Below are 15487 nucleotides of genomic sequence, written 5' to 3'. Positions count from 1 at the left end.
CGATGACGGACCGCATCACCTCGGAGTTCGGCGCGACCTCCACCGCCCGCGAGGTCGCGGCGGGTTGCGACCTGAACGGGATGACGGCCATCGTCACTGGCGGGGCGTCGGGCATCGGCGTCGAGACCGCCCGGGCGCTGGCCGAGGCCGGGGCCGAGGTGATGCTCGCGGTCCGGAACGTCGAGGCCGGCGAGGCCACGGCGGCCGACATCGGCAAGACGGCGCCCGGCAAGGTCACGGTGGGCAGGGTCGATCTGTCGGACCTGGCCTCTGTGGCGGCGTTCGCGAGCGCCTGGGGCGACAGGCCGCTCAACATCCTGATCAACAACGCTGGCGTCATGGCCTGCCCGCAGAGCTACACGGCGCAGGACCTGGAGATGCAGATCGGGACGAACCACTTCGGCCACTTCCTGCTGTCGATCCTGCTGGCGCGCGGGCTGATGAACGCGGCGGAGGAGGGGCGGACGAGCCGGCTGGTCTCGCTGTCGTCGATCGGCCACCGGCGTAGCGGGATCCACTTCGACGACATCCATTACCGCGAACGGCCGTACGACAAGTGGGAGGCCTATGGGCAGGCGAAGACGGCCAACGCGCTGTTCGCGGTGGGTTTCCAAGAGCGTTTCGTCGACCTCGGCGTGACGGCCAACGCCGTCATGCCCGGCGGGATCATGACGCCGCTGCAGCGGCATCTTCCGCGGGAGGAGATGATCGCCTTCGGCTGGATGGACGAGAACGGCAAGATCAACGACCGCTTCAAGTCCACCGAGCAGGGGGCGGCGACCAGCGTGTGGGCCGTGCTGGCCGAGGAGCTGGAAGGCGTCGGCGGGCTCTACCTGGAGAATTGCAGCCAGGCGGTCCCCTGGTCGCAGGACACGCCCTTCGAAGGCGTGATGCCCCACGGCCTCGACCCCGAGGCCGCCGAGCGCCTTTGGCTGGTGTCGGAGGAGACGACGGGCGTGCGGGTTTAGAACAGACCAGCGTTTGAGCCTCAGCGCCGAGAACGCCAGGGCTTGGCCTTCCGCGGGGGCAGCGCCTAGGTTTGCGACATGAGCGTGACCATCCGGGTGGCGACCGTCGCCGACGCCCCACTGATCCTGTCCTTTATCCGCGAACTGGCGGAGTACGAGCGCCTGCTGCACGAGGTGGAGGCGACGGAGGCCCACATCCGCCGCGACCTGTTCGGGGAGAACCCGCGCAGCTTCTGCGAGATCGCCGAGCTCGATGGTCGGCCCGTGGGCTTCGCGCTCTGGTTCTACAACTATTCGACCTTCAAGGGCCGCGCGGGCATCTACTTGGAGGACCTGTTCGTGCGGCCCGAGGCGCGGGGCGTGGGCGCCGGCAAGGCGCTGCTGGCGCGGCTGGCCCAGCGCTGCGTCGAGGCCGACCTGGGCCGTCTGGAATGGGCGGTGCTCAACTGGAACGCGCCTTCGATCGCGTTCTATGACAGCCTGGGCGCGGATGCGATGACCGAGTGGACCGTGCGCCGCCTGCATGGCGAGGCGCTGGAGCGACTGGGGGCCTCATGAGCGCGCCGCCGAAGACCGTGATCCACGCCTCTGAGGACGAGGCGGATGCGATCCGGACGGCGGTCCGAACCGTGGACGTCGCGACCCTGGGCCCAGACCGCGAGCGGGCCGAGATGCGGCATGTGCCGGGGCTGGCAGCCCTGCTGTCGGACCCGCGGGTCTCGGGGCCGATCTACGATCTGCCGCGGCCGATCGACGAGGCTGCGGTCACGCGTTGGGTGGCCGAGAACCAGGCCCAGGCTCTGGCCGGGGAGGCGCTGCTGATCGTCACCCTCGATCCGAACGGCGAGGTCGCGGGCTATTCGCGCATCACCGTCTGGCCCGACCGGTCCTCGGCAGAGCTTGCCGGGGCCATGCGTGCCGACCTGCAGGGACAGGGCCGGGGCAGCAGCGGCATGGCCCATGCGTTCGGCTGGATCTTCGAGACCCTTGGCGTGCGCCTGATGTGCCTGACCGCGGCGCTGGACAACGTGCGTTCGCAGAAGGGGATCGACGCCGCCGGCTTCCGCCGCATGGGCGAGCGCGAGGCCGTGCGGCCGGACGGGGCCACCCGGCGCTCGGTCTATTGGGAGATGACCCGCGACGAATGGCGCCGCCGTCACCGCCTGTGATCAGACGCTGATGTCGATGATCATGGGCTCGGCGGGGCGGCCCTCCTGGGCGGCCTTCTTCGCCTCGGTGGACATGGCCTCTTCCATGATCTTCTGCATGCGGCGGGCGACCTCCGCCTCGAAGGAGGTGTCGTCCTTCGACCATGTCGAGGGATCGTCGCCGCCGACGATCTTGCCGTTCCCGTCGACGCCCTGCTCCTTCTTGAGCTCTTCCTCGATCTTCTTCTTCAGGGCTTCGAACTTCTGCTCCTGGGCATAGGCGTAGATGCCCTTTTCGCGGATCGCGTCGAGCTCGGCCTTCTGCTTCGCCGCCGCCGCGTCGGCCCGCGCCTTGGCGGCGTCGGCCGGACTCTGGGTGGTCTTCTTGTCCTCCGGGTTGAGCATCTTGGTCGCCGCCGGCGCGCCCAACGAAAGCATCGCGCCGATACCGTCCACAGCCATGAGGTCCTCCTTGCGTTGGGTATAGTTAAGCAAGAACTGGACCAACTTAGCCGGTGGAGGCGATCTTCAGGCTCGGAGGGTGTCGAGAGCCCCTGTGGCGCGCGACCTTCAGGCCGCCCAGGCGGCGGCGAAGCGGCGGAGGAGTGCCAGGGCGGCGCTGTCGGCCAGGCTGGGCTGGGCGTGCAGGCGCACGAAGAGGTGGCCGGCGGGGCGGCGGCCGCGGGCCGGCAAGCCCTCGCCCTCGACGCGGACCAGGCCCCGCTCCGCGGCCTTCCTGTCGATCCAGACGCTGCGGCGGCCGATGGGCGTCTCCAGCGTGATACGCCCACCCTTTTTGAGTAGGCCCGGAGCGACCTTGACCGTCATCCAGAGGTCGTCGCCGCGGACCAGCACGCCGTCGTGGGCGCGGATGTAGACGCAGAGCTCGGCGCCGGCGGCCACCACTTTGTCGCCCGAGCGCAGGCCCGGCGGCAGGGTGATGCGGATGAACTGGCCGTCCGGCATGCGGTGGTCGATATCGCCGCCCTCGAGCGCCAGCTTCGGCGTGATCTCAAGGTCGGGGTCTGGCGTGGGCCGCGCGCGGGCCGGCGTCTGGACGAAGCGTTCGCTGAGCGGATCTTGCAGGCGCTGGTAGGCGTCCATCACCTGCCGGAACGCGCCCTCGTCGCCGCCCTGGTCGGGGTGGGCGCGCTTGGCGGCCGCGCGGAACGCCTTGCGCACCTCGGCGGGCGTCGCAGCCGAACTCACGCCCAGGACCTCGCGGGCCATTTTCAGGGACAGTTCGGGCTGCGGCCGACTCATGAACCGGGACGGTACGGTAAACGCCGTCAACGGTCGGTTAAGGCGGCTTCTCGCGCAGGCCGCCGGCGCGCTATATGCCGGTCCGTGACCGACAAGACCCTCATTCCCGCATCGCCCAGCGAGGACGACTACGTCCGCCAGGTGGCCGCCGCCGAGCCGCCGGCGCTGCTGAGCGAGGTCGACCCTTTCGCGCTCTTCGACGAGTGGTTCAAGGAAGCCCTCCAGAAGGAGCCGAACGACGCCAACGCCATGGCGCTGGCCACCGCCGACGCCGACGACCTGCCCGACGTGCGGATGGTGCTGCTGAAGGACGTCGATCCCTCCGGCTTCGTCTTCTACACGAACCTGGAGAGCGCCAAGGGGCGGGAGCTGGCCGCCAACCCGAAGGCCGCGCTGCTGTTCCACTGGAAGTCGCTGCGCCGGCAGGTGCGCGTGCGCGGGACGGTGACGCCGACCACGGCCGAGGAAGCCGACGCCTATTTCGCCACCCGTGCGCGGCCCGCGCAGCTCGGGGCCTGGGCCTCGGAGCAGTCGCGGACGCTGCCCGACCGCCTGGCGCTGGAGAAGCGGATCGCCGAGGTGGGCCTGCGCTACGGGCTGGGCAAGGTGCCGAGGCCGCCGCACTGGTCGGGCTTCCGCGTCGCGCCGCAGTCCATGGAGTTCTGGCGTGACCGCCCGTTCCGCCTGCACGAGCGCCTGGTGTTCGAGTGGGCCGGGCCGGGCTGGACCACCCGCAGGCTGTTTCCTTGAGCGTCTGGGAGCCGACCGTCCTGGAGGCGGAGCTGACGGCGTGGCTGCGGACCCGGGCCGACAAGACGATCGACACCGCCTGCGCCCACGTGTTCCTGACCCCGGAGGTCGCCTGGAAGATCAAGCGCCACGCCGACCTGGGCTACGCCAACTTCTCGTCCGCCGAACACCGCAAGTGGGCGCTGGACCGCGAGCTTGAGTTCAATAGGGCCGCCGCGCCCGACATCTATCGCGCCGTGCACCGGATCACGCGCGAGCCGGGCGGCGGTTTCGCCATCGACGGCGCGGGCGAGCTGGTGGACCACGTGCTGGAGATGCGCCGGTTCGACGAGACCCAGGTGCTGTCGGCGCGGCCCGAAGCGGTCACGGGCGACTTGGCCGAGGCGCTGGGCCGGATGATCGCGGGCTTTCATGCCGCCGCCCCGCCGCGGCCGGCCGGTGGGCTGACGGCGCTGAGTTTCACCGTCGGCTCGAACGCCCAACTTCTCCGGGAGACCTGCCAGGGGCTGGACCAGGACCGCGTCGAGACCATGATCGCCCTGACCGAGGCCGAGCTGGAGCGGCAGGCGACCGCGCTGGCGCATCGTTCGGCCGGTGGGTTCTCCCGGCGCTGTCATGGCGACCTACACCTGGGCAACATCCTGCTGGAGGATGGCAGGCCGGTGCTGTTCGACTGCATCGAGTTCAACGACCTGCTGTCGGACCTCGATGTCCAGTACGACCTGGCGTTCCTGCTGATGGACCTGGATTTCCGCGGGCGACGCGACGCGGGTGTCCGGGCGCTATCCGGCTACATGGACGAGGCCGCCCGCAGCTTCCCGGCCGAGATCTGGGACGGCTTGGCCAGCCTCCCGCTGATGCTGTCGGTTCGGGCCGGGGTGCGGGCGCACGTCTCCGCGCACTCGGCGGACCCGGCAGCGGCCCGGGCCTACGTGGAGGCGGCGATCGCCCACCTGTCACCGCCGCCGGCCGTGCTGGCGGCCGTGGGCGGCCTGTCGGGCTCAGGCAAGTCGCACTTTGCCCGGGCGGTTGCGCCGGGCCTCGGCGCCTCGCCCGGCGCGCTGATCCTGCGCACCGACGAGATCCGCAAGCGCCTGGCCGGCATGGCGCCGACCGACCCGATGCCCCGCGCCGCCTATACGCCCGCCGCCCAGGGGGAGACCTACGACGAGATGATCGCCAACGCGCGGGCCGCGCTGGAGGCCGGTCGGTCGGTGGTGCTGGACGCCACCTTCCTGGACCCCGGCCTGCGGGATCGGGTGGCGGCGCTGGCGGCCGAGTGTGGCGTGCCGTTCCGCGCCGCGTGGATGGATGCGCCTGTCGAGGTGCTGGAGGCGCGTGTGGCCGGCCGCAGGGGCGACGCGTCCGACGCGACGGTGGCGGTCCTGCGCGAACAGGTGGCGCGGCTGCAGGCGCCGGCCGACTGGCCGAAGGTCGACGCCACCGCCCCGACTGCGGCGGCGGCGAGGGATTGGCTGGCCAACCCACTCTAAGGCCGGCCACGATGAGCGAGGACGAGATGGGCGCTCTGCGACGAACAGTGTCCGCGCGCCCCCAACGGTTGACGCTCCCGTTGCGGAAGCGACATCGTCCCACTAGGACTGCCCGATAAGTAACGACTGATAAGTTAGGGGAAACGCCATGCTGGGCCTGATGCAGAACTGGCCTTTGACGGTCGACAAGATCCTCGACCACGCCAAGGCCTGGCATGGGGACCGCGAAGTGGTGACCCGGTCGGTCGAGGGGCCGATCGTGCGGACCACCTATGCGGAGGTCCATGCGCGCGCCAAGCGGCTGTCGAATGCGCTGAAAGGGTTGGGCGTGCAGCCGGGCGATCGCGTCGCCACCCTGGCCTGGAACACCGCCCGCCACATCGAAGCCTGGTACGGCATCATGGGCATCGGCGCCGTCTGCCACACCCTGAACCCCCGGCTGTTCGCCGACCAGCTCTGCTACATCATCAACCACGCCGAAGATAAGATCATCTTCACCGACCTGACCTTCGCCGCCCTGCTGGCCGAGCACAGCGGCAAGATGCCGACGGTGAAGCACTTCGTGGTGATGACCGACCGCGAGGGCATGAAGGGCGTGAGCCTGCCGGGCGCGCTCTGCTACGAGGACCTCGTCGAGCAGCACTCGGCCGACTGCGAGTGGGGCGGCTTCGACGAGAACACGGCCGCCGGCCTCTGCTACACCTCGGGCACGACGGGCAATCCGAAGGGCGTGCTCTACTCCCACCGCTCGAACTTCCTGCACACCATCATCACCATGACCCGGGACGTGATGAACCTGGGAGCCACGGAGGTGGTGCTGCCGGTGGTTCCGATGTTCCATGCCAACGCCTGGGGCCTGGCGCTGTCGTGCCCGGCGTCGGGCGCGAAGATGGTCATGCCCGGCCAGAAGCTGGACGGCGCGTCGGTCTACGAACTGATCGAAAGCGAGGGCGTGACCTTCTCCGCCGCCGTGCCGACCGTTTGGCAGATGCTGCTGGCCCACCTGCGCGAGACCAGGGCGCCCCTCACCACGCTGAAGCGTGTGGTGATCGGCGGCTCGGCGGTGCCCGAAGCCATCGTGCGCGGCTTCCGCGACGAGTTCGGCGTCGACGTGACCCATGCCTGGGGCATGACCGAACTGTCGCCGCTGGGCACCATCTCCGCGCCGAACGCGGCCATCGCCGAGATGGACGCGGAGACTCAACTGGCCTTCAAGCTCAAGCAGGGCCGCCCGCCGCTGGGCATCGAGATGAAACTGACGGACGACGCTGGCCAGCGTCTGCCGCACGACGGGACCACCTTCGGCAAGCTGAAGGTGAAGGGGCCGTTCGTGGTGGGCGAGTACTTCAAGGGCGACGGCGGCCACATCCTCGATCCCGAAGGCTTCTTCGACACCGGCGACGTCGCGACCATCGACGGCCACGGCTTCATGCAGATCACCGACAGGGCGAAGGACGTCATCAAGTCGGGCGGCGAGTGGATCAGCTCCATCGAAATCGAGAACATCGCAATGGGCCACCCGAAGGCGGCCAACGCGGCGGTGATCGGGGCGGCCCATCCCAAGTGGGACGAGCGGCCCGTGCTGCTGATCAGCCTGCGGGAGGGCGTCGAGGCGACGAAGGAGGAGTTCCTGGCGTTCCTGGACGGCAAGATCGCCAAGTGGTGGACCCCCGACGATGTGGTCTTCGTCGACGACATCCCGCTGGGCGCGACCGGCAAGATCGACAAGAAGCTGATCCGCGAGCGGATGAAGGACTATGTCCTGCCGTCGGCCAAGGCCAAGGAGACGGCGTAGGGCCGCGGCTGGTGAATTTAAGTCCTGCAAGGGCCGGTTCCCCGCCGGGCCCGAAGCAGCTACCAGCCATCCCTATGGCCCAGCTCAAACCCGCGCTCGAAGCCGACTATCCCGACATCATCGCCCTGACCAATCGGGCCTTCCGCGACACCAGCGCCGCGCGCGGCTGGAGCGTCGAGGACATGATCGAAGGGGAGCGGATCAACGAGTCGCTGCTCCGCGACGACCTCGCGACGCCGGGCGCGCACCTGTTGATCTGGCGCGATCCCGAGGGCGAGCACCTGGGGCACGTCCGGCTCGACGACGGCTCCGACGGCGTCTGGTTCCTCGGAATCCTCACGGTGCGGCCCGACCGCCAGGACGGGGGACTGGGACGCGCGCTGCTCGCGGCCTCGGAAGATTGGGCCCGCGCCCGTGGCGCTAGGCGAATCCGCATGACGGTCGTCCACCAGCGCGAGACCCTGGTCGCGTGGTACATCCGCCGCGGTTACGCCCTGACCGGGGAGACCAAGCCGTTCCCCTACGACGACCCGCGCTTCGGCCGGCCGACCCGGCCCGACCTCTATTTCGACGTGCTGGAGAAGGGGCTATAGCGGCGGCGTATGACCAGCGACGGGACCGCGCCCTACCATGCCCACATCTACCACGAGGCTCACCAGCGATCCGCGTCCGACGCGCTCCACATGCGGCTAACGGAAATGCTGGAAAGCGGCGAGGCGCCTGACCTTCTGATGGTGGGGGAGCTGCGCGAAGGCCCCATCGGACCGCACCCGCTGCCACAGTTCGAAATCCACTTCCTGGCGCGGGCGCTGCCGACGATCCTGCCGCTGATCGAGGCGTCGGGCCTGCGCGCCCTGGTCCATCCTCTGACCGACGACGACCTCGCCGACCACACCAGCCTGGCGAAATGGATCGGCGGCGGGCCGCTGGATTTGGACCTGTCGGTCATGGACCCGCCAGGCGAGAACAAAGGCTTGCCTCGCTTCGGCAAGATCGACTTCTAGGCCGTTCAGCCGCCGCTGGCCTTGCGGCGGTCGAAGGCGAAGCCGCCTTCCCCGTGGGCGCCGGTGCTCGCCCAGCGGGCTTCCTCAGCCTTGTGGACATACTGTTCCGCCACCAGCCAGGCCTTCATCGGCCGCAGGCAGGCGAGGCAGCCGCCGATCAGCGCCGGGAAGACCGTCGCGAACTGCAGCCAGATCGGCGGGTGAAACGCCACCACCGCCCACGCCCAGATCGCGACGACCAGGATGCCGACGCCGCTCATCACGAAGAACGCCGGGCCGTCCGCCGGCTCGGCGAAGCCGTAGTCCAGCCCGCACTGGTCGCAGGACTTCGCGATTTTCAGGAACCCCGCGAACAGCTTGCCCTCGCCACAGCGGGGGCAACGGCAGCGCAGGCCCGCTTCGAGGGTGGAGGGTTCGCAGCCGGTGAAGTCCATAGTGGTCTCCATACAATGCGGATATTGAACGCATACAATTGATATGTAATGTATGTGTTTCGACTGGGACTCGCAATGGACTCCATGACGCATCCTTCCGCGCGCTGGCTGGCGCGCCTGCCGCGGGGGCGAGGCGCGCTCCACGCCCGGCTGGTCGAGGCGCTGGAGGCGGCCATCCGCGAGGGCGAACTGCAGGCGGGCGATCAGCTGCCGCCGCAGCGGGCCGTCGCGGAGCTGCTGGGCGTCGACCTGACGACCGTGACGCGGGCCTACGCTGCGGCCCGGGCGCGGGGGCTGATCGAAGGAACGGTAGGCCGCGGCACCTTCGTGCGGGCCCGCGCGACCGAGGACGAGGCGGGACGGGTGGACCTGTCCATGAACCTGCCGCCGCCGCCGCTGGGCCTTTCCCTCGGCGCGCTGCTGAAGGAGACCGCGGCCGAGGTGCTGGAGCGCGCGGATCCGGCGACGCTGATGTCGTACCATCCCGGCGGCGGCAGCCTGGGTCAGCGCACCTCGGCCGCGGCCTGGCTAAGGCCCAGCCTGGGTGACGCGCCACCCGAGCGGCTGCTCGTCACGCCGGGCGCGCAGACGGGGCTGTCGGCGGTGCTGGCGACGCTGGCGGCGGCGGGCGCGCGGACCCTGGTGGTGGAGCCGCTGGCTTATCCGGGCGTCATCACGGCGGCGGCGCAGTTCGGACTGCGGCTCGTGGTCTGCCCCGCAGACGCGGGCGGTCTGGACCCCGAGGCGTTGGCGCGGCTGTGCGCCGTGCAGGCGCCGTCGGCCCTCTACGTCACGCCGACGACGAACAATCCGACCGCGATCACCCTGGACCTCGACCGGCGGCGGGCGATCGCGGCGACCGCACAGGCGGCGGGGCTGTGGATCGTCGAGGACGACCCTTATGCGCGCCTGTTCGACGCCCCATTGCCCGCCATCGCGACGTTCGCGCCGGAGCGGACCTTCCACCTGGCGACGCTCTCGAAATGCCTCTCGCCCGGCCTGCGCACCGCGTTCCTTCTCCCGCCGCCGGCGCTGGCCGAGCGCACGGCCGAGGCCCTGCGGACCTTGGCCCTGATGCCGTCACCGCTCGTTTCTGCGGTGGTCTCGACCTGGATCCGCGAGGGCACGGCCGAGCGGCTGCTGGCTGCAGTCCGCAAGGAGGCTCGCGCGCGCCGCGCCATCGCCGCCGAGGTGCTGCCGCAGGCCAGAGGCGCCGCCGAGGGCGTGCACGTGTGGCTGGACCTGCCCGCCGACTGGCGGGCCGATCAGGTGCATCGGCTGGCGCAGGAGAAGGGCCTGGCGCTGGCCGCGGCCGACGCCTTCGCTACCTGCGCCGATCACCCCAACGGCCTGCGCATCTCGTTGGGCGGCCCGGGCAAGCAGCCCGTGCTGCGCAGCGCCCTGGAGAGCGTGGCGGCGCTGGTGCGCGGACAGCCTGCGCCTACGCGGACGCTGGTCTAGCCCGCCAGCCGGTAGGTGCTCTCCGGCCCCGGCGCGCCGTCGGCCGCGAGCTGGCCCTTGCGGACCAGATGGATCATGGCGGCCAGCATCGACCGAGCCGCGGCGGGGTGCAGGCGGCTGTCCACGTCGGCGTAGAGGCGCGGGACCAGCTCGTTGATCCGGGCCGGCCCTGCCTTGAGGGCGCCGAGGATCTGATCGACCCGCTCCTGGCGATGGGCGATGTACGCGGCGATGAAGGCGTCCACCTCGCGCACCGGCGGACCGTGGGTGGGCCAGAGCACGTCGAACTTCCGCGCGCGGATGTCGTCGAGGCTGCGCAGATAGTCGGTCATGTCGCCGTCCGGCGGGGTGATGACCGTCGTGGACCAGCCCATGATGTGGTCGCCGGAGAAGCAGGCGTTCTCCTCGCGAAGCGCGTAGCAGATGTGGTTCGACGTGTGGCCCGGCGTCGGGATCGCATCGATGGTCCAGCCGCGCCCCAGCACGACGCCGCCGTCGCAGACGCTGATGTCAGGCCGAAAGTCGTGGTCGTGGCCGGCTTCCATCCGCACCTCGCCCGTGTCTTCCATCTCGTGGCCCGCGACCGCGCAACCGTAGACCGTGGCGCCCGTTCGCGCCTTCAGCGGCCCGGCCAGCGGGGAGTGGTCCGAATGGTGGTGGGTGATGAGGATATGGGTGACCTTCTCGCCCTGCACGGCCGAGAGGATCGCGTCCAGGTGGGCCGGATCGTCCGGGCCAGGGTCGATCACCGCCACCTCGCCGCGGCCGACGATGTAGGTTCCGGTGCCCTTGAAGGTGAACGGGCCGGGATTGTTGGCCGTCACACGCCGGATCAACGGTGAAACGTGGTCGCAACGGCCGTACTCGACGTCGATGTCGCGGACGTAGGGGATCATCCGCCCAGCGCGCCCGACAGGTCGTAGCCGGCGCCGCGTCCCAGGCCGATCAGATCGTCGCGCGGCCGCGCGCCCGAGGCCGCCTGGCTCAGCGCCCAGGTTGTGATCGAGCGAGTGCCGGACCGGCAGAAGGCGAGCACGGGGCCCGGCGCCTCGTCGATGACCGCCTTCATCTGCTCGACCTGATCCGGCGTCGGGCCGCCCCGGACCGGGATGTGGAAGAACGCGAGCCCGACGGCCTTGGCGGCAGCCTCCACCTCGGCGGCGGTGGGCTGGCCCGGCTCCTCGCCGTCGGGACGGTTGCTGACGATCGTCTTGAAGCCCTGGCGCGCGGCTTCGGCGACGTCGGCGATGGCGATCTGCGGGGCGGTGGTGAAGTCGTCGGTGACGCGTCGAAAGTCAGGCATCGGTTACTCGCAAAACAGCGTTGGCGCTTTCGTTGACATCATCGGGGGTGGGTGGAACTTTCGCAACGGGCGGCCCCGAAAAGGTCGCGAGTCAGGAGCGTCTCGGGCGGCATGCTGCGATATATCGGCCGGCGCCTGCTGATCGCGATCCCGACGCTGTTCCTGGTGATCACGGCGGCGTTCTTCATGATGCGCGCCGCGCCGGGCAGCCCGTTCGACAGCGACCGCAAGCTGCTGCCCGAGATCGAGGCGAACGTCCTGGCCAAGTATGGGATGAACAAGCCGCTGGGCGAGCAGTACGTCGACTATCTGGCCGGCGTGGCGCGGGGCGACCTGGGGCCGTCGCTGAAGTATCGCGACAAGTCGGTGCTCGACATCCTGAAGGAGAACTACCCGGTCTCCCTGAGGCTGGGTCTTTCCGCGATCGCCATCGCCTCGGTGGTCGGCGTAAGCCTGGGCGTGATGGCGGCGCTGCGACAGAACGGGACGACCGATCACGTCGTGATGGCGGTGGCCATCCTCGGGGTCTGCATCCCCACCTTCGTCACCGCACCGCTGCTGGTCCTGGGGCTGGCGTCCAAGCTGGGCTGGTTGCCGACGGCCGGGTGGAACGACGGCGCCCTGATCAACATGGTCCTGCCGGTGACGGTGCTGGCGTTGCCGCAGATCGCTATCATCTCGCGGCTGACGCGGGCCGGCATGATTGAGGTGCTGCGCTCGAACTATATCCGCACCGCTCGGGCCAAGGGCCTGCCCGAGCGCCTGATCGTCCGCAAGCACGCCCTTCGCGCGGCGATCCTGCCGCTGGTCAGCTACCTTGGGCCCGCGTGCGCGGGCCTGATCACCGGGTCGCTCGTGGTCGAGAAGATCTTCAACCTGCCGGGGCTCGGGAAGTTCTTCGTCATCAGCGCGCTCCAGCGCGACTACACGGTCGTGATGGGCATGGTGATCGTCTACGCCGCGCTCATCCTGCTTCTGAACCTGGTGGCGGACCTGCTGTACGCCGCGCTGGATCCCCGGGTGAGGCTGGCATGACGCTCCTCGCCTCCGACGGCTCCGAGCGCCTGCAGCGCGCCGCCGTGAAAGGGCGCAGCCTGTGGGACGACGCGGGCCGGCGGCTTCTGGCCAACAAAGCGGCGGTGGCCAGCATGGTCGTGCTGGCGGTGCTGGTCCTGCTCGCGATGGTCGGTCCTTACCTCGCGCCCTTCGCCTACGACCAGGTGGACAAGGCGGACGTCTGGCTGGCGCCCCTCCAGGCGGGACACCTGCTGGGCTCGGACGCCCTGGGCCGAGACCTGCTGGCGCGGCTGCTGACCGGCCTGCGCGTGTCGCTGGCGATCGGCGTAGTCGCCACCTTCGTGTCGCTCGTCATCGGCGTGGCCTGGGGCGCGACCGCGGGATACCTGGGCGGCAAGGTGGACGAGGCGATGATGCGGATCGTCGATGTCCTCTATTCGCTGCCCTTCATCTTCTTCGTGATCCTGCTGATGGTCACCTTCGGCTCGAACATCGTGCTGATCTTCGTGGCTATCGGGGCGGTGGAGTGGCTGACCATGAGCCGCATCGTCCGCGGCCAGACGCTGACCCTCAAGAACAAGGAGTTCGTGGAGGCCGCCCGCGCCGCCGGCCTGACCCGGGCGGGCATCATCGCGCGTCATATCGTCCCGAACCTGCTGGGACCGGTCGTTGTCTACGTGACGCTGACGATACCGGCGGTCATTCTGGCTGAGAGCTTCCTGAGCTTCCTGGGACTGGGCGTGCAGCCGCCGATGGCGTCGCTGGGCAATCTGATCGCCAGCGGAGCCTCGGATATGGAGCTCGCACCGTGGCTGCTGATCTTCCCTTCGGTGGTGATGGTGCTGACGCTGATGTGTTTCAATTTCGTCGGCGATGGCCTACGGGACGCCATCGATCCAAGGGACAGATGATGGTCGCCGGGGGGCATGCCACATCTCCGCAGCAACTGCTGGCCGACGCCGTGGCGGCGATGCGGCGAGGCGATTCGGCGTCGGCGCTGAGCTGCGTCGCCCAGGCGCAGGAACTGGCGCCCTACGATCCGCACGTTCGTATGCAGAAGGCGCTGATCCACAGGGCGAGCGGCGCCTTGCCTGCCGCCCTGGCGGCGCTGGACGAGGCGCTGGCGCTGGACCCCTACAACTTCCTCGCCCTGCTCTCTAAGGGCGCCGTGGTCGAGAAGCTGTCCGGCGAACGCCGGGCGGCGCGGGTCTACGAGAACGCGCTGAAGCTCGCCCCCACCGAGGCGAACCTGCCGCCGAACCTCAAGAGCCCGCTGGCCCGGGCGAGGGAGGTCGTGGAGAAGACCCGCGAGGCGCTCGCGACCTACTTGGCCGACCAGGTGGGCCCGCTGGAGGCGGTGGGCGGCGAATTGGCCCAGCGCCGGCTGGAGGAGGCCATCGGCGTCTACGCCGGCGTGCGCAAGGTCTACCAGCACGAGCCGCTGCTGCTGCATTATCCGCGGCTGGCGGCGATCCCCTTCTATCCGCGCGAACTGTTCCCTTGGCTGCCGGAACTGGAAGCCGCGACGCCCATGGTCCAGGCCGAGCTGAAGGCGGCGCTGGAAACGCGGATGGACGCGTTCGCGCCGTACATCGCCTTCCCGCCGGACGTTCCGACGAACCAGTGGGAAGAACTCAATCACTCGCCGCGCTGGAGCTCGCTGTTCCTGTGGAAGGACGGCGTCCGCCAGGATCCGGTGTGCGAGGCCTGCCCGCAGACGGCGGAGCTGCTCTCGCGGCTGCCGATGGCGCACCAGCCGGGCTTCGCGCCCACGGCGATGTTCTCGGCCCTGGACGCCCACACCCACATCCCGCCGCACACCGGATCCACCAACGTGCGACTGCTCTGCCACCTGCCGCTGATCCTCCCTGGCCCGGCGCGCTTCCGGGTCGGCAACGAGGAGCGGTCGTGGGAGATGGGCAAAGCCTGGGTGTTCGACGACACGATCGAGCACGAGGCCTGGAACGACGCCGACGAACTGCGCGTCATCCTGATCTTCGACGTCTGGAACCCGTTCCTGGAGATAGGCGAGCGCGAGCGGATCAACGCCATGCTGGCGGCCCGCAACGCGTTCTACGCCGGCTGACCTATTCCACGCGGCGGGCGCGGAAGGCGCCCATGTTGTCGATGGACATCAGGTAGCTCCCCAGCGAGGCCTGGCGGATCTTCACGGTCATGCCCGGCTTGGGATTGCGATGGAGTTCGCCCGGGTCGACCTGGGCCCAGGTGGCGCCGTCCTGCAGCTTGATGACCCACTTGCCGGCGTTGTTGATCCGCGCTTCGGCGACCACGCCCTGGACGTTCTGGATCTCCTCCTGCGTCTCGCCCTTCTCGAAGAGGCTGAGCGAGGGCATCGAGAAGCCGAAGGCCTGGCGGCGCACCTTGCGGGCCTGCTCGCGGTCGACGACGACGATGTCTCCCTTGGCCTCGGCCTGGTCCAGGGCCGCCGTCGCCTGATCATAGCAGGCGAGCCGCCCCGCCTCGTCCGTGATCTTGCGGCAGTCCACCAGCTTCTGGAGCATTGCGGAGCGCGGCTCGGCCTTGGGTTGGGCCTCGGCCGTCGCGCCCAGGGCGCAGATCGCCGCCGCGACGGCGCCAGCCGCCCAGATCGCCTTCATGTTCATGTGACCGGTCCTGCAAAGCCTGGGAAGGATCATTACGCGCCCCCGCCCCGCCCGCGCAACGGCGCCGGCCATCGCCACATCCGCGCACGATTCTTGCCTTGGTTCGTCCGGCCGCCCCTGCGCCGCTGTCACAATCGGGGAAGAAACCTTGCCGGCATTCCCCTGTTGGCCGGCAATCTGTGACCAGAATGCGACAGGTGGGCGCCCGAAACATTGCCGATAGCTAA

At 69.6% G+C, this 15487-nt stretch carries 18 protein-coding genes; 12 read left to right on the top strand and 6 right to left on the bottom strand.

Annotation, left to right across the window (positions count from 1 at the left end; translation table 11 throughout):
- Positions 1–2 precede the first annotated feature (2 nt).
- From Q0L11_RS04395 to Q0L11_RS04385, 3 genes are all read left to right on the top strand, one after another.
- Positions 3–968, top strand: a complete 966-nt coding sequence (locus Q0L11_RS04395) for an oxidoreductase (protein ID WP_296595645.1) — start codon at positions 3–5, stop codon at positions 966–968.
- A 78-nt stretch (positions 969–1046) separates the two neighbouring features.
- A complete protein-coding gene (locus Q0L11_RS04390) occupies positions 1047–1526 on the top strand; it encodes a GNAT family N-acetyltransferase (protein WP_296595644.1) in 480 nt (159 codons plus the stop codon).
- Entirely contained in the window at positions 1523–2137 is a 615-nt protein-coding gene (locus Q0L11_RS04385; RefSeq protein WP_296595643.1) for a GNAT family protein, read from the top strand. Before Q0L11_RS04390 ends, Q0L11_RS04385 begins: the two co-directional genes overlap by 4 nt.
- Here Q0L11_RS04385 and Q0L11_RS04380 read toward each other — a convergent pair whose 3' ends face one another.
- The gene (locus Q0L11_RS04380) at positions 2138–2578 is read right to left on the bottom strand and encodes a hypothetical protein (RefSeq protein ID WP_296595642.1); all 441 of its coding nucleotides are present in this window, start codon (positions 2576–2578) and stop codon (positions 2138–2140) included. It abuts the gene before it with no gap.
- 108 nt (positions 2579–2686) lie between these two features.
- Positions 2687–3379: a DnaJ domain-containing protein gene (locus tag Q0L11_RS04375; protein ID WP_296595641.1), complete on the bottom strand. Its 693-nt coding sequence runs from the start codon at positions 3377–3379 to the stop codon at positions 2687–2689.
- Between the two features lie 84 nt (positions 3380–3463).
- On the opposite strand from Q0L11_RS04375, the gene pdxH reads away from it, so the two are divergent.
- The 5 genes from pdxH to Q0L11_RS04350 all read left to right on the top strand — a co-directional run bounded on the left by pdxH (position 3464) and on the right by Q0L11_RS04350 (position 8421).
- The gene (pdxH, locus tag Q0L11_RS04370; protein WP_296595640.1) at positions 3464–4129 is read left to right on the top strand and encodes a pyridoxamine 5'-phosphate oxidase; all 666 of its coding nucleotides are present in this window, start codon (positions 3464–3466) and stop codon (positions 4127–4129) included.
- Positions 4126–5622: a bifunctional aminoglycoside phosphotransferase/ATP-binding protein gene (locus Q0L11_RS04365; protein ID WP_296595638.1), complete on the top strand. Its 1497-nt coding sequence runs from the start codon at positions 4126–4128 to the stop codon at positions 5620–5622. The genes pdxH and Q0L11_RS04365 overlap by 4 nt, the downstream gene beginning before the upstream one ends.
- A 148-nt stretch (positions 5623–5770) precedes the next feature.
- A complete protein-coding gene (locus Q0L11_RS04360) occupies positions 5771–7417 on the top strand; it encodes a long-chain-fatty-acid--CoA ligase (RefSeq protein ID WP_296595637.1) in 1647 nt (548 codons plus the stop codon).
- Between the two features lie 74 nt (positions 7418–7491).
- Positions 7492–8010 carry a GNAT family N-acetyltransferase gene (locus Q0L11_RS04355; RefSeq protein ID WP_296595635.1) on the top strand — a complete coding sequence of 173 codons (519 nt, stop codon included), beginning with the start codon at positions 7492–7494 and terminating at the stop codon, positions 8008–8010.
- A 9-nt stretch (positions 8011–8019) separates the two neighbouring features.
- The gene (locus Q0L11_RS04350; RefSeq protein ID WP_296595633.1) at positions 8020–8421 is read left to right on the top strand and encodes a DOPA 4,5-dioxygenase family protein; all 402 of its coding nucleotides are present in this window, start codon (positions 8020–8022) and stop codon (positions 8419–8421) included.
- A 5-nt stretch (positions 8422–8426) separates the two neighbouring features.
- Here the strand turns inward: Q0L11_RS04350 and Q0L11_RS04345 are convergent, their stop codons facing one another.
- Positions 8427–8855 carry a DUF983 domain-containing protein gene (locus Q0L11_RS04345; RefSeq protein ID WP_296595632.1) on the bottom strand — a complete coding sequence of 143 codons (429 nt, stop codon included), beginning with the start codon at positions 8853–8855 and terminating at the stop codon, positions 8427–8429.
- Between the two features lie 84 nt (positions 8856–8939).
- Here Q0L11_RS04345 and Q0L11_RS04340 point away from each other — a divergent pair, with 84 nt between their 5' ends.
- Positions 8940–10316: a PLP-dependent aminotransferase family protein gene (locus Q0L11_RS04340; RefSeq protein WP_296595631.1), complete on the top strand. Its 1377-nt coding sequence runs from the start codon at positions 8940–8942 to the stop codon at positions 10314–10316.
- Here Q0L11_RS04340 and Q0L11_RS04335 read toward each other — a convergent pair.
- Complete coding sequence (locus tag Q0L11_RS04335; protein ID WP_296595629.1) at positions 10313–11212, bottom strand: MBL fold metallo-hydrolase; 900 nt, start codon at positions 11210–11212, stop codon at positions 10313–10315. The two genes, Q0L11_RS04340 and Q0L11_RS04335, sit on opposite strands and share 4 nt — an antisense overlap.
- Positions 11209–11619 (bottom strand): TIGR01244 family sulfur transferase, encoded by a 411-nt coding sequence (locus tag Q0L11_RS04330; RefSeq protein ID WP_296595627.1) that lies wholly within the window; start codon positions 11617–11619, stop codon positions 11209–11211. Before Q0L11_RS04330 ends, Q0L11_RS04335 begins: the two co-directional genes overlap by 4 nt.
- A gap of 111 nt (positions 11620–11730) precedes the next feature.
- Here Q0L11_RS04330 and oppB point away from each other — a divergent pair, with 111 nt between their 5' ends.
- From oppB to Q0L11_RS04315, 3 genes are read left to right on the top strand one after another with little or no spacing between them, the layout of a single operon-like run.
- Positions 11731–12654, top strand: a complete 924-nt coding sequence (gene oppB / locus Q0L11_RS04325; protein WP_296595626.1) for an oligopeptide ABC transporter permease OppB — start codon at positions 11731–11733, stop codon at positions 12652–12654.
- The gene (locus tag Q0L11_RS04320) at positions 12651–13547 is read left to right on the top strand and encodes an ABC transporter permease subunit (RefSeq protein WP_296595625.1); all 897 of its coding nucleotides are present in this window, start codon (positions 12651–12653) and stop codon (positions 13545–13547) included. The genes oppB and Q0L11_RS04320 overlap by 4 nt, the downstream gene beginning before the upstream one ends.
- Positions 13547–14722 carry an aspartyl/asparaginyl beta-hydroxylase domain-containing protein gene (locus Q0L11_RS04315; protein ID WP_296595624.1) on the top strand — a complete coding sequence of 392 codons (1176 nt, stop codon included), beginning with the start codon at positions 13547–13549 and terminating at the stop codon, positions 14720–14722. Before Q0L11_RS04320 ends, Q0L11_RS04315 begins: the two co-directional genes overlap by 1 nt.
- A gap of 1 nt (position 14723) precedes the next feature.
- Here the strand turns inward: Q0L11_RS04315 and Q0L11_RS04310 are convergent, their stop codons facing one another.
- A complete protein-coding gene (locus Q0L11_RS04310; RefSeq protein WP_296595623.1) occupies positions 14724–15260 on the bottom strand; it encodes a hypothetical protein in 537 nt (178 codons plus the stop codon).
- Positions 15261–15487 lie beyond the last annotated feature (227 nt).

It is taken from the genome of Phenylobacterium sp. (genome assembly GCF_024508875.1).
Lineage (GTDB): Bacteria > Pseudomonadota > Alphaproteobacteria > Caulobacterales > Caulobacteraceae > Phenylobacterium.
The sequence above is the reverse complement of the archived record's forward strand: the minus strand, read 5'-3'. Positions and strand labels throughout refer to the sequence as shown.

What these genes read in the sequence shown, in the direction of transcription:
- Q0L11_RS04395 (WP_296595645.1), top strand. Translation starts at nt 3, where the DNA reads ATGACGGACCGCATCACCTCGGAGTTCGGCGCGACCTCCACCGCCCGC.
- Q0L11_RS04390 (WP_296595644.1), top strand. Translation starts at nt 1,047, where the DNA reads ATGAGCGTGACCATCCGGGTGGCGACCGTCGCCGACGCCCCACTGATC.
- Q0L11_RS04385 (WP_296595643.1), top strand. Translation starts at nt 1,523, where the DNA reads ATGAGCGCGCCGCCGAAGACCGTGATCCACGCCTCTGAGGACGAGGCG.
- Q0L11_RS04380 (WP_296595642.1), bottom strand. Translation starts at nt 2,578, where the DNA reads ATGGCTGTGGACGGTATCGGCGCGATGCTTTCGTTGGGCGCGCCGGCG.
- Q0L11_RS04375 (WP_296595641.1), bottom strand. Translation starts at nt 3,379, where the DNA reads ATGAGTCGGCCGCAGCCCGAACTGTCCCTGAAAATGGCCCGCGAGGTC.
- Q0L11_RS04360 (WP_296595637.1), top strand. Translation starts at nt 5,771, where the DNA reads ATGCTGGGCCTGATGCAGAACTGGCCTTTGACGGTCGACAAGATCCTC.
- Q0L11_RS04355 (WP_296595635.1), top strand. Translation starts at nt 7,492, where the DNA reads ATGGCCCAGCTCAAACCCGCGCTCGAAGCCGACTATCCCGACATCATC.
- Q0L11_RS04350 (WP_296595633.1), top strand. Translation starts at nt 8,020, where the DNA reads ATGACCAGCGACGGGACCGCGCCCTACCATGCCCACATCTACCACGAG.
- Q0L11_RS04345 (WP_296595632.1), bottom strand. Translation starts at nt 8,855, where the DNA reads ATGGACTTCACCGGCTGCGAACCCTCCACCCTCGAAGCGGGCCTGCGC.
- Q0L11_RS04340 (WP_296595631.1), top strand. Translation starts at nt 8,940, where the DNA reads ATGACGCATCCTTCCGCGCGCTGGCTGGCGCGCCTGCCGCGGGGGCGA.
- Q0L11_RS04335 (WP_296595629.1), bottom strand. Translation starts at nt 11,212, where the DNA reads ATGATCCCCTACGTCCGCGACATCGACGTCGAGTACGGCCGTTGCGAC.
- Q0L11_RS04330 (WP_296595627.1), bottom strand. Translation starts at nt 11,619, where the DNA reads ATGCCTGACTTTCGACGCGTCACCGACGACTTCACCACCGCCCCGCAG.
- oppB (WP_296595626.1), top strand. Translation starts at nt 11,731, where the DNA reads ATGCTGCGATATATCGGCCGGCGCCTGCTGATCGCGATCCCGACGCTG.
- Q0L11_RS04320 (WP_296595625.1), top strand. Translation starts at nt 12,651, where the DNA reads ATGACGCTCCTCGCCTCCGACGGCTCCGAGCGCCTGCAGCGCGCCGCC.
- Q0L11_RS04315 (WP_296595624.1), top strand. Translation starts at nt 13,547, where the DNA reads ATGGTCGCCGGGGGGCATGCCACATCTCCGCAGCAACTGCTGGCCGAC.
- Q0L11_RS04310 (WP_296595623.1), bottom strand. Translation starts at nt 15,260, where the DNA reads ATGAACATGAAGGCGATCTGGGCGGCTGGCGCCGTCGCGGCGGCGATC.